Annotated in this window: 7 protein-coding genes; all 7 read right to left on the bottom strand. The window is 35.2% G+C overall.

The annotated features are described in order from the left end of the window. Window positions 1-394 precede the first annotated feature (394 nt). The 7 genes from D8855_RS03420 to D8855_RS03450 all read right to left on the bottom strand — a co-directional run bounded on the left by D8855_RS03420 (window position 395) and on the right by D8855_RS03450 (window position 13,083). Window positions 395-6,886: a S8 family serine peptidase gene (locus D8855_RS03420; protein WP_125416025.1), complete on the bottom strand. Its 6,492-nt coding sequence runs from the start codon at window positions 6,884-6,886 to the stop codon at window positions 395-397. Window positions 6,887-7,621: 735 nt separating this feature from the next. Beyond that, on the bottom strand, window positions 7,622-8,407 hold the full coding sequence (locus tag D8855_RS03425) for an ABC transporter permease (protein ID WP_125416028.1): 786 nt from the start codon (window positions 8,405-8,407) through the stop codon (window positions 7,622-7,624). A 1-nt stretch (window position 8,408) separates the two neighbouring features. Continuing rightward, the gene (locus D8855_RS03430; RefSeq protein ID WP_125416031.1) at window positions 8,409-9,227 is read right to left on the bottom strand and encodes an ABC transporter permease; all 819 of its coding nucleotides are present in this window, start codon (window positions 9,225-9,227) and stop codon (window positions 8,409-8,411) included. A 1-nt stretch (window position 9,228) separates the two neighbouring features. Next, window positions 9,229-10,221, bottom strand: a complete 993-nt coding sequence (locus D8855_RS03435) for an ABC transporter ATP-binding protein (RefSeq protein WP_001240792.1) — start codon at window positions 10,219-10,221, stop codon at window positions 9,229-9,231. A gap of 321 nt (window positions 10,222-10,542) precedes the next feature. Beyond that, complete coding sequence (locus D8855_RS03440) at window positions 10,543-11,088, bottom strand: histidine phosphatase family protein (RefSeq protein WP_125416034.1); 546 nt, start codon at window positions 11,086-11,088, stop codon at window positions 10,543-10,545. A gap of 50 nt (window positions 11,089-11,138) precedes the next feature. Continuing rightward, entirely contained in the window at window positions 11,139-12,071 is a 933-nt protein-coding gene (locus D8855_RS03445; protein ID WP_185757553.1) for an alpha/beta fold hydrolase, read from the bottom strand. A 130-nt stretch (window positions 12,072-12,201) separates the two neighbouring features. Next, window positions 12,202-13,083: a class II fructose-bisphosphate aldolase gene (locus D8855_RS03450; protein WP_001019001.1), complete on the bottom strand. Its 882-nt coding sequence runs from the start codon at window positions 13,081-13,083 to the stop codon at window positions 12,202-12,204. Window positions 13,084-13,121: the final 38 nt, after the last annotated feature.

The following is a 13,121-nucleotide window of genomic DNA, read 5'->3' on the forward strand; positions in this document are numbered from 1 at the left end:
ATTTCATATAGCCTGTACTTCATCAAATAAATCTTGAGTTTTTACTACAATTGTAAAAGCACAGTTTTTAATATATAGTTCGATACTGTATTTTATTTCATATAGCCTGTACTTCATCAAATAAATCTTGAGTTTTTACTACAATTGTAAAAGCACAGTTTTTAATATATAGTTCGATACTGTATTTTATGAAATTGGTAAAATCCAAAAAATCTTCCTATCTGTAATAAGAAGATTTTTTGTTATCTAAATGAAGTCCATTAATACATTCTAAAAGTGTATAATTATCAATGTAAACTTAAGAATTAAGTATTAAATAGTAATTGTCAACAAACTGTTTAACCATCACAGTATCTAATCTCAACACATAAACATTTTTTCTATAGATTTTGTCTTAATCTTGATCTTTTTTCTTCAATCCAAGAAGTGCTCCTACTATAAACAATATTCCAGCAATAAATGGTGTAAGAACTGCTCTAACTGTTCCGGTTTTTGGCAACCTGTCAGAATGGTTAGTATCCGACTTACTATCAATGTTAGTATGTTTATTAGCTATGTTCGCTTGTTTATTAAGATAGACTTCCTTCTTATTTTCAAAGTTTTTATCAAGAACTGTAGTTGTAACATCCTTAGTTGAATCAGATTTTTGTGAATGATTTGCTCTTTGTAAGTCCTCTTTTCTATGGCTTTGATTTAATTGGCTAGGATTTACCTGTGGGTTATCTTTCTTTTTGGATACATCAAAAGTAGGTTTATTTTCCTCCTCCTTTTTCTCCTCTATTTTCTTGAATACAGGTTTTATAAGGGTATCTTTTGATAGATTAAGAACATATCCAGCGTCTTTTTTCCCTTCGAAACCAGCAATTTCCCAGCCGTCAAATTGATATCCTTTTTCTAATTCCCCCTTATAGACAGGTAAAATGAAATCTTCTTCCGACACTATCGTTGAACTCATTTCTTTTCCATTTTGAATGGTCACAGTTACTGTATGAGGTTTTAGTTCGCTTACCTCTCCCGTATCTTTGTTTAAAATGAATTCTTTTACGGTTGTATTTCTTGCAAAATCTTTTACAACTATCTTAATGTTTAGTGCCTTATCTGCTATTTGTTTAATATCAGCAAATGATTTATATTCTTTTCCATTTACATAAATATGTTGTTCTTGAATCTCACCATCGAATCCATTATTTCTTTTATCATTAATATTAAAGACTACAGATTTTCCCTTAGCATATTCGATACTAGTATTTCCTTTTGGATCAATGTTTACTTCTGGTTTAACATTATCATATAAAAATTGATAGTGTACTCCAACCGCTTTCGCATTCAAATCGCTATAGCCAGTTTGAAGATAAACATTTCCATCCATGTCTGTTACCTTATCTGGGAATCCGTTTGCTTTATAGTCTTTCATCCCCCAGTCCATGATGTCACCGTCTTTAACATTAAGCTTAATGTTAAAATCTCTAGTGTTATCAATGTGTAAATCTCCATAGATTAAATAATTATCTACAACCGATTCATTAACTCTCAACTCCCAGTTAAAACCACCCTTATCAGAAATCTTACCTCTTAAATAAAATTCTGGATTTCGTACATAAATTTTATTAGATTTAGATGGATTAAAGTAGTTCTTGTCCATTGAAAGATTTACTGGTTTTGCATCAATAAATAATGTAGAGCCATCTTCTTTTATAGCTTCTACATTGGACCTATCCTCCCCAGTATACTCTTTACCATCCTTACCAAATAATACCAGTTTAGAAGAATCTGTCACAAGATTTCCATCTTTATCGATTGCTTCCCCTTTATCATTCATTTTAAATGTAAACACTTGATACCTTACAATGTTAAAGCCGTCCAAAGCCGACATCAATACTGATTGAGTACTTCTTCCATCTTCAACATTTCTACTATCAGCATAAATTATTTTTTCTGATAAGACTCTTAGATTAGGATTGGCCTTTTGGATTTTTGCTATATCTTCCTGGCTATAAACTCCATTTCCTTCTAACATATCCGTTTTTCCAGGATTATAGGTAGTCACTTTTAGTGCATAGCCTTTTCTTAGAATGATGTTATCCTTTAATAGATATTGTTGTTTTTCTGAATCAGCATAGATTTTACCAGATTCCATGTCCGTTAAATTGGTTGGTTTATTTTTTGAAAGATCTCCTTCTCCTAATTCTATTACATTCCCATAACTTGATGCATAGGGATATTCCGTTTTAGTTTCCTTATTTTTTTCAGGCATTCTAATTTTAGTCTCAGCTTTTATCTGATCATCATCTTTAACAAAGAATCTCATATCTCCTGCAAAAGCTAATCCATCCACAATATCATTAACATTAGCGTATAAATCAAATGTCATCGTTTTTGAGTGGGAATCATACTTGGTCGTTTTGATTTCTATCGATTTATAATTATTGCCATAATATACCTTGGCATTTTTAGAAACATTACTTATCTTTCCAAGAATTTCAAAGTGTCCATCTTTAGACGGGCTTAGAACACCATAAATTTTTGATTTTATTTCGTCAAGTTTTTCAGTTTCATATTCTAAGGCACTACCATCGTCATAAGCAATGATATTTCCCTTATCATCGTATTTATAATCGTATTCTTCTGTCCTCTTACCAGTTTCACTTGTAAAGTCATCAACTTCTCTAAATTTCTTTTTAATGAGTTTTTTTAAGTCTTTGCTTTCAAAATCTCTAATTGTTGAAATGGCTTTATTGATAGTAAAGCTAGATTTTTCTTCGGTAGCCTCTTCATTTTCTTGATGATGTTCTACTTCAGTTGTATCTTTTTTAAGACTGTCCTCTTTTCTATTTTCTAAATTTTTAAATTTAGATTCGGCAATCTCTCCAAGCTTTTGGTATTTAGATGAATCCTGATCAGGATCTACTAGATAATAGGAAATCATCCCCTTTTCATCAGCATGATCAGCAAATTTAATTCTATGAATCTTTGTGAAATTGCTAGAGCCATCTAATGCAATGACTTCAATGATTTTTCCTCTTAAATCTCCTGCACCTTTAATTTCATAAATGGTATTTCCATCTTTGTCAAGTTTTCTATTTCTTCCTTGACCCTCACCTGCATAAGTGACCTCAAGATTTTTTTCAACCTCTCCATCTTCATTAACAAGAGCGGCTCCTGCATACCAAACTTCGTTGGCAATCTCGTCAAATTTTTCAGGATGTTCTTTCTGATCTCTCGCAAATAAAGTTTCATTCTTGTATTGCTCTTTTACCTTATGATAAGTATCCTTTGTAATCAACTTAATTTTTTCAGGATTTGAAAAATCAACAGAAACAATCTTAGGTGCTGTGTTATCAATTTTTACAGGAATATAGGAAACCTGCCATGGATAATCTTTAGTTAATCTATATTTAAATTTATAGAAATATTGACCTTCTGCAATTGGCTCAAATTGACCTCTTATCTTAGTAGCAGGATCTTTGGTATCCTTGCTTTCTGGTGCATTTTCTTCTTTCCCTCTAGGATTATAGATGAGTCCATCCCATTTCAAGTCGCCCCAAACTTTTAGCTTAGAAGATTTGATTCCCTTTGCATCATTTCTTTTAGAGTTTAAAATTCCTTTAACAAAGTGTTCTCTCGAAATGACTTTTAAGTCGATTTGATTTTCTCCCTCTTTATTTGTATTCACTATTGAAATCAATCCTTCTTCTGCACTTCTTAATACAAGTGGAGAAGGTGTTAATCCTCTCTCAAGTTGAGCATCTTGAGGATTTCCATTTGAATCTAAAGGATAAATTTTAGCAATCTTAGAACCACTTGATGATGGTGCGTTGATCCCTTCGTTATTGAAAGCAAATAATTCTGGATTTTGATCTAGGGATGTTGTATTTTTATCTTTTCTATTTTGTATAACTCCTGCTGGATTAAATTTATCTATACCATGTTCTCCACCAATTCCCTTATTTAAGGTTCCTGGAATTTTCGGTTTGCCATCATCATCATAACCTTCCATTGTTTTTGATTTTGACCCTTCTTCCCAGGCCCATTTATCAAGGATTGGCTCTTTGTTCCAATTCCCAGCAAATCCCATTAGAGGCATCGATAAAGAAGGTTGGAAATTTATTTTCTTCCCGTTGGAGTTTAGAGCTTCCATTTCTTCCACTGACTCAAAATGAATAAATGATTCTACAAATTTATTTTTATTTTTAGCTTCTCCAACGTTTATAACCGCATTTAAATCAAAGCTAGAATTTGGGCTTATAGTGAAAGTATCATGCTCAAATGTAATATTTGCTCCTTTGACTTTTTCTGGGTGAATTTCTGGAACAATTTGCTTCCCATCTGAAGATTTTTCATCTTTATATGTTTCATCCAGTTTGAGTCTGTCAGTTAGAGCATCTGTAGTTATAGCAGATGCTGAAACTTTAAAGGTCAAAGGTCTGTTTGATGTATTGTGAAGCTTAATTGTAAAATATTTTTTATCTCCTTTTATTTCTTTAAGAGAAATAGAACCATAAGAGTTTACTAAACCTTTAGAATCTGTGTTTTTGAAAGTCGCTACAACTTCATTTCTCAATGCATTAGCCACATTAATTAGCCCTGCCCCCTGTTGTCTAGGTGATGCAAAGTATTGACTTTTTTCTTTCCAAGACGTTGCATCCATCATAGGACGTGCAGTATTTTGTAGGGCTATTTTTGTAAGACTTGTAAGATCTATTTTGTCATCTCCCTTAAGATTTTTCAATACAGGTCTTTCAAGCATTTCCTTTAACTTTGGCCTAATCAAAACAGTAGAAGCTGCTACAACTGGAGTTGCCATACTAGTTCCTGACATATAGCCATAAGTTGATTTCCCATTAATGACATTAAGAGTGGATTTAATGTTTTTACCAGGTGCTGAAACATCCGGTTTTAAAAGTAAATCTGTTCTTGGCCCCCAAGATGTAGACCCTGCTGGGACTATAATATCTTCTTTATACAGTTCTTTGTCGATGTCAGGTGCAAACTTAAAGTCAATTTCTTTTTCATCACCTACATTCGGTTTATTAGAATTATAGCTTGCCATATCAATTGGATAGTATTGCTCCAATTTATCTTTAAAATCTTCTTTATTATTTCTTTTGACTTTAGTTTTTTTATCAGGGTTAATCATATTCCATAGCTTTACACCATCATCTCCTGAAATTGAGAAAACTTGACTAGTAGTTCCTTCATCCTCCTCATATCCCATAGCTGGGAGCTCTGTCCAATTATCTCTATTGTAGTAATTTACAGTATTTACAACCATAATGGCACGTGCGCCCTTATCCGTTGCTCGTTTAAAAGCATTTTTTAAATCCTTTGTATAAATTCTATCCATTACTGCAATTTTGCCCTTAAGATCCAAACCTATCAAATCTTGGTCTTGACCTTTGCCTATATATACAAATTTCAATTTACTAGGAGCTTTTGAACCATCTTCGTTTGTTATGATTTTATTCTTATCGAAAAAGGCCCCTATATTTCTGTATTTAAAACTTTCTCCTCCAATCTTAACTTTGTCAAACTCAACTGTTTGATTTTTAGCAGAAGCAACTGCTATCGCATCTTCATGTGCTGCAGTTCGTGTTACATTTCCAGTGTCGGTCATTTTCAGATTATTATTTGCCACTAAATCCCATGAAGAACTTGAAGCAGAAGTTGCATAGTTACCCGTAGCTACAACCATTGGAATGCCTGCTTTTCTTAACGCTCTAATAGCTTGCCAATATTTCTCACCTACAAGACCTGTTCCTGTAAAGCCAGATGATACAGAAACAACATCGACATTGTGTTTGATTGAATCTTCAATAGCATGAAACATTGTTTCATCTCCTGCGAACCCAGACCCTGCGTCAGAGTACATTTTATAAGAGAAGATCTGTGCATTAGGAGCAATTCCATCTATTCCGTTAAAGTTTTTGATATCTTTTTCAGTATCATTTCCCGCAAGAATCCCTGCAATATGCATCCCATGTGGATCAAAATAATCGCTTCCATCATCAGCTTTTTCTACAGTAATTTTACCACCATTATAATAATTGAAAGCATGAGGAATTTTATCACTCAACCAGAAATTTTTATCAGTACCTTTTAAGTCTTCTTTTTTAAATTTCATTGAGCTTTTGGCATCATCATCTATTCTCATAGCCTTATGTCTATAATCAGTCCCAGTATCGATGTTTGAAATGACCATACCTCTACCATCAAAATTTTTACCAAATGGTGCATTGATAGATTTTAGGTAATCGATTGCCTCTTCAACTCCAATTTCTTTTCTAGCATGATTCATCATAGGTTGGACTTTTTGTGATCGTTCAACCGATGAAATACCTTCTATTAGTTTAATTTTGTCCAGAGTATCTTTGGTTGTTTCAATAGCGCTACCGTTAAAAATTCTATCATAAGTATATAAAACTTTTGTATTCTTAAGATTTGATAGTTCCTTGATTGCTTTTTCTCCAGATTCTTTATCTTTAAATTCAGCAATATAGACAAGTCTATCTTCTTTTTTGGGACTTTCCGTGTCTTTACTTGCAGACGAGTCTGCATTATCTCCTTTGTATTGATTGGAATCTTCTTTTTTGATTGTTGCTTTTTCATTGTTAGTTTTATTGTCTATCACAGATTCTTTACTAACAACTTCTTTTTCCTCAATAACAGTTGTTTTCTTCTCTTCAGTATCCTTTGAAGTTTCTATAGCATTATGAATATCTTCATGTTTTTCTTTGTTTTCTTTTTGTTTATCTACTACTTTTTCTTTATCAGAGATACTTAAAGCATCTTCAGAACTAGATGTATCTGCTAAGACTACCTCATTAGGGACATATGCTGCTAAAATAACTGCAGCTGTGGTTAATGACAATACTGTACTTTTTTTCATTTTAATTCCTTACATATTTATTTAACTTCCAATAGATAGAAAACTTTAACTTTGCTAGCCTTTGTTATAAAAAGTTTTACTAAGTATTATCTAGGAAATAGAGTAGTACATTTATATATAATTGTTAGCTCTCTGAAAAATAGTATATCAATTAAAAAAATTTAAGTCAAGAAAAATTAAGGGGTATTAATTTTATTTTTAATATGTGTTAAAAAAGATATAAAAATTTCGTACTTAACTGAGATACATTATAAGCAAATTCACACCATCAAAAATAGTAGCAATCAAGTTGAAGCACTACCAGAGTTACAAAAACAGACATAATTGATGCAATAACAATGTTGTGTAACAACATAAATAACCGATAAGAACTAGGCTTAACGGTTATTATATACTTATCTAATTTTTTTCAAATCTTCAGTCATATGTTCACCTGTGACCTAGACTTTACGACTCTCTTGCTCTAGCGACTAATACTCAATAAAATCAAAGAACAAACTAGGAAGCTAGCCGCAGGTTGCTAAAAGCACTGCTTTTAGGTTGTAGATAGAACTGACGAAGTCAGTAACATATATACGGCAAGGCGAAGCTGACGTGGTTTGAAGAGATTTTCGAAGAGTATAAGCTAAATCGGCGATTACACTTACAATATAGCAATCTGAGAATAGATATCAAGAAATTTTCATCTCTATTAAAAAAAGCCTGTCCTGAGACAAGGCTTTGATAACATCTATGCTAAGAACCCGCACTTTCGTAGGCATCTAACCCCCTATCCCAAAGTCTAAGGGAAATGACAAAGAAAACAAGGGAAATCAACATCAAACCTCCGATGTTAAAAAAGACATCCTTGTCCTGCAAGAAATAACTAGCAGGATAATAGGCCGTAAAGGCAAAAGGCACGATAAAGCTAATCAACCAACGAAGGAGAGAATTGTAAATAGAAATCGGGTACTTAGCAAAATCATTAAACATATAGAAAATGTAAATCATGGCACCTGACTGCTTAGTCCAAAAAGCAATACTGGCTGTCGCGATCTTCAAGGAAGTATAAATCAAGGTCGCAAATGGTATGCAGACTAGGAAAAGTAAAAATTTTGGAAAGCTCCAGGCAATACTAGTCACTGTTGTTCCCAGTAGGATACCACCGACCAAGAGCTCACCCAAGGCATCAATCTGAAAGATCTCAACCAAGATGTGAAAGAGAGGATTGATGGGACGAGTCAGATACTTATCAAATTCTCCTTTTCGCACCAATCGTTGCCCTAGCGCCCAGAGATTATCAAAAAAGAGATGATCCAAGCCCTTGGGAATCAAAGAGAAACCATAGATAAAGGCAATTTCTTGAAAAGTCCAGCCTTCTAGGGATGGGATGTGTTGAAAGATGACATTGAGAAACAAGAGGTTCAAGCCTTGAGTTAGAAAAACTCCTAAGACACCAACCACAAAATCCACCTTGTACTCCATGATTTGCTTAATATATTGTCTGATAAAAATCAGATGCATGCGTTGATATTTTTTCATACTAACCTCCCTGAATGGTAATGAATGACTGGACTCGTTTCCAAATCAACTGAGACAAGCCCACCATCACTAAGAGCCAGAAAAACTGCAAACCGAGCGCCTGAAGAATCTGATTGGCATCGTATTTCCCAACGATAATCATGACCGGAGTGTAAATCAAGGATGAAAATGGCAGGAAGGACAGAATATTTGAAACCACCTGTGGAAAGAAAGCCAAGGGAATCAAACTTCCAGACATAAAGGCCACTATGGAAGTCTTGAGTAGATTGGAACCCCAAAGATTTTTAAACACAAAGGCAGAAAATCCAAAACAGATATTAAAGAAAAAGTTAATCAGATAGGCCAGCGTTAAGCTAAAAAGATAAAGGACCGTCAATCCTAGCACTTCTACAATACCTTGCCCAGATAAGATTTTCATCAAAACAATGACACTTAAAAATGGAAGGCCAACGCTGATAAAAATCAACCACTTAGACCCAAGCTCAGTGAAGAGATAGGAGGCCGCAAAATGCACTGGTCGCAACAAACGCATGATGATAGAGCCATCTTTGACCTCCTCCCCAATCATAAAAGAGCTATCTGACTTGGTCAACAGATTGGTCACAAAACTCATAATGATGTAGAGCGTGATATCTGCCATACTAAAGCCCTGAATCAAGGATTCTTGCGAAGAATCAAAGACAGCTTTCCAGAGATAAAAGGCCACAAAAGCACCCATGACATCGCCGATCCGATAAAGAATAAAGTTGACTCGATAGGTAATCAATTCCTGAACACCTGCATTGATAAAAGGTTTATAACGTCTCCACAATTTGATCATCCTAGAGCTCCTTTCGGTAGAAGCGACGGATAATATCCTCAATATCCGTATCCACCATCTTCAAATCGCGGATCTCAAAATCAGATAGGGTCTGCTTGATAATGTCAGCTGACTGGTAGCGAGAACTATCGAATTCAATGTTGAGACTATTTCCTTGTCTATCAATTGTCATATCCGAAAAGCCTTCATAGTGAGAGACGAGATGACTTTGACCTGGTAGCAGTTCAAAAGAAAGAGTCTTCATCTTGCCAAAGGTCTCCTTAAGCTGACTCACCGTTCCATCAAAAATCTCCTGCCCCTTATCAATCATAAAAATCCGATCACAGAGTTGCTCAATATCGCTCAAGTCGTGAGTGGTCAGGAGAATGGTTGTTTCTTCCTCCTGATTGATCTGAGTAATAGCCCGACGAATGTTATCCTTGACCGAAACGTCCAAACCAATGGTCGGCTCATCTAAAAAGAGAACCTTGGGATTGTGAAGCAAGGAAGCTGCAATGTCCGCCCGCATCCGTTGTCCCAGTGAAAGAGTTCGCACAGGATCCTTGATAAAGTCCTTCAAATCCAAGACTTCATTCAAAAAGTCCATACGCTTATGGAAGAGCGAGTCTGGCACATCGTAAATCTCCTTTAAGACCGTGTAGGTCTCTTGTAGAGCCAAATCCCACCATAGCTGGGTTCTTTGCCCAAAGACTACTCCAATATCCTTGACATAATCTTGGCGATTGTCCTGTGGAATCTTGCCGTTAATCCGACAAAAACCAGATGTCGGTTTCAAAATCCCGGTCAGCATTTTAATGGTTGTCGACTTCCCAGCACCATTTGCCCCGATGAAGCCTAAAATCTGCCCCTTTGGTACCTCAAAGGTCAAATCCTTGACCGCTTCAAAGGTCTGTTTTTCAGGATGAATAAAGGAGCGTAATGCCCCCTTCAAGCCCGGTTCCTTAACAGTCTTCACAAAATTTTTCTGAAGATGTTCTACTTCTATCATTGCCATATCTATCTCCCTATCGTAAGGAATAGCAACATTGTGTTTTTGACTACAAATATTCTAAATCCTTACTTTCTAAACCTGCTACATTTTATTATTACAGAAGGCTCTATACCAACCTATTATAGTCCAATAAAAAAAGGAATGCAAGCGTTTGCTTATTAATTATGAAATTAGAGATTTCTCTCTTAAAATAATACTTTTGAATCAGAAATTCTGGTTTAATAGTTTCTTTAAAACACCAAAAAACCTGCCATTAGGGGCAGGATACGAATTGTAAAAAGGCAAACTATTTTGATCAATATGAATCACTATTTAATCAAAGAACTAATCTTTCATAATTCTTTTCACAATCCCATTTCTATCAATTAGAAAACAATCTGGAAAGGTCATCTGCTCCCATTTTTCATAATCAAAACTGGAATCAAAATGATTGATTAAGATTCCTAGTAAATTCCCATGAGAACTCAACAAAATCGTTTTATCTGAATATCTTTTTTCCAAGTCCTCTAATAAATCTAAGATTCTCTTTAATGCTTCTCGGTTAGACTCACCTCCAATAAGAGATTTATCTGGATTTTGCCATAAATATTTAATACTGTCTTCAAACTCAGAAACTTTTATAAAGGTTGAAGATAATTTTCGCTCTCGTAACCGATTATCAAGAACTATTTTATCAAATTGAATTGGTGAGCTATTAATCGTTTCAAATGCTCGTTTATAAGGACTTGAAATAAAGTAATCTATTTTACAAGCATTTAAAAACTCCAACACTTCAAGAGAAGAAAATCCTTTTTCCGATAAAGTTCTATTAAAATCATCACTTGAAAATCTTGAATGAGCATGTCTAAGTAAAATATAAGAATTATTCATAAGTCATTCCTTTCAATTATTATCATCAGTCATAATGGATTTTTAAGGCCTCAATTATTCTCTAAAAATTCTTTTATGCGAGAAACAACCTCATGACTCTGATAATTGTATAGGTCATGTGGTACATCCATATAAATGACTTTTACATTAGACTGTTCATTAGCAAATTTCTCTGCATAATGTTGCCATTCTGATTGGCTAAAGGTCGTGCCTTCACCGTTAGAAACCAGGAGTAAGGCTGGAATTTTCGGATTGATGCTAGATGGAACTTTCTTGGCATTTTCCTTTACCAAACGGGATTCATGAAGCATGGCTTGTGACATCAACTGCTTATATGCTAGTAATTTATATTGTTGTCGTTCAGTTTCAGTCAGAGTTGGATTTTTTATATAAAAGGACTCAGGGAAATAGCGTAATAAGCCAATCTTACTGCTCCAATAAGCCACAGTAAGCAAGGCCTGATTATCCTTTAAATCCTCATAACTTGCTAGTAATGCCCAATCCAGACCAACCAAGGCTTTCACTTCATCAGGATACTTTTCCTGCCAAGCCAGACTTTCAAGACTAGCCATTGAATGAGACAGAATGATAAAAGGACCTGTTACATTTGCTTGTGATAGAGCTTGACGTGTCTCAGACAAAACTTCCATCACGTCTCTGGATTGATTACTATCCTCGCTATAACCATAGCCAGCCCGCTCCACGATGACTACCTTATATTTTTTTGATAGGGAATCTGTTAGATTCTTAAAGTCTAATATAGGTGAAGCAATTCCAGCACCTGATAGAACTACTATTGTCTCTGGACCATCCCCCTCAACGTAAACATTGATTTTGTGCCCATTAACGAGAACAGTTTTACCCATAGGAGTTAGAGAGGCTTGTTCCTTTTCTAAGCTAATACGATGAAAGATAAATGTCCCTACTAAAAACAAGATAAGGAAACTAAGAAGGACAAGGGCTGATTTTTTCAGTATTTTCATAGCATTATTGTACAAAAATTAGACTCTTTTAGCAACTTAAGTTAAAGAATTTTCTAGTATAATCTGAATATATCCAGAAACAAAAAACCCACCTTCAGAGGCGGGTTTCATTTTGTATGGTTCAGCTAGATTAAGCTTTACCTTCTGAACCGAATACGTCGATACGTTCTTCAACTGATGCTTGGATAGCTTTTACACCGTCAGCCAAGAATTTACGTGGGTCGAAGAGTTTCTTCTTGTCGTATTCTGCTTCGTTTGCTTCGTAGTCACGAGCAAATTTACGAGTTGCGTTAGCGAATGCGATTTGGCATTCAGTGTTAACGTTAACTTTAGCAACACCAAGTTTGATAGCTGCTTGGATTTGCTCATCAGGAATACCTGATCCACCGTGCAATACGATTGGGAAGCCTGGAAGAGCTTCTGTCAATTTTTGCAAGTGGTCAAGGTCAAGACCTTCCCAGTTTGCTGGGTAAGGACCGTGGATGTTTCCGATACCAGCTGCCAAGAAGTCGATACCAGTCTCAACCATTGCTTTAGCGTCTTCGATTGGAGCCAATTCACCTTTACCGATGATTCCGTCTTCTTCACCACCGATAGTACCAACTTCAGCTTCTACTGAGATACCTTTAGCGTGTGCTTTTTCAACAACTTCTTTAGCCAATTTAAGGTTTTCTTCAACTGGAAGGTGTGAACCGTCAAACATGATTGAAGTGTAACCAACTTCGATACACTCAAGTGCATCTTCGTAGTGACCGTGGTCAAGGTGGATAGCTACTGGTACAGTGATACCCATTGATTCAACAAGGTTAGCGATCAAGTTGCGAGCAACTTTGTAACCACCCATGTATTTAGCAGCACCCATTGAAGTTTGGATCAAAACTGGAGCTTTTTTAGCTTCTGCTGCGCGCAAGATAGCTTGAGTCCACTCAAGGTTGTTTGTGTTAAATCCACCAACTGCATAACCGTTGTCACGAGCTGCTTGGACAAATTTTTCTGCTGAAACGATTGCCATTTTATCAGGCCTCCTGTATATTTTTATGGGTCATCCCA

It is taken from the genome of Streptococcus mitis (genome assembly GCF_003942685.1).
In the GTDB taxonomy this organism is placed as follows: domain Bacteria; phylum Bacillota; class Bacilli; order Lactobacillales; family Streptococcaceae; genus Streptococcus; species Streptococcus mitis_CD.

What these genes read in the sequence shown, in the direction of transcription:
- D8855_RS03445 (WP_185757553.1), bottom strand. Translation starts at nt 12,071, where the DNA reads ATGAAAATACTGAAAAAATCAGCCCTTGTCCTTCTTAGTTTCCTTATC.
- D8855_RS03425 (WP_125416028.1), bottom strand. Translation starts at nt 8,407, where the DNA reads ATGAAAAAATATCAACGCATGCATCTGATTTTTATCAGACAATATATT.
- D8855_RS03430 (WP_125416031.1), bottom strand. Translation starts at nt 9,227, where the DNA reads ATGATCAAATTGTGGAGACGTTATAAACCTTTTATCAATGCAGGTGTT.
- D8855_RS03435 (WP_001240792.1), bottom strand. Translation starts at nt 10,221, where the DNA reads ATGGCAATGATAGAAGTAGAACATCTTCAGAAAAATTTTGTGAAGACT.
- D8855_RS03440 (WP_125416034.1), bottom strand. Translation starts at nt 11,088, where the DNA reads ATGAATAATTCTTATATTTTACTTAGACATGCTCATTCAAGATTTTCA.
- D8855_RS03420 (WP_125416025.1), bottom strand. Translation starts at nt 6,886, where the DNA reads ATGAAAAAAAGTACAGTATTGTCATTAACCACAGCTGCAGTTATTTTA.
- D8855_RS03450 (WP_001019001.1), bottom strand. Translation starts at nt 13,083, where the DNA reads ATGGCAATCGTTTCAGCAGAAAAATTTGTCCAAGCAGCTCGTGACAAC.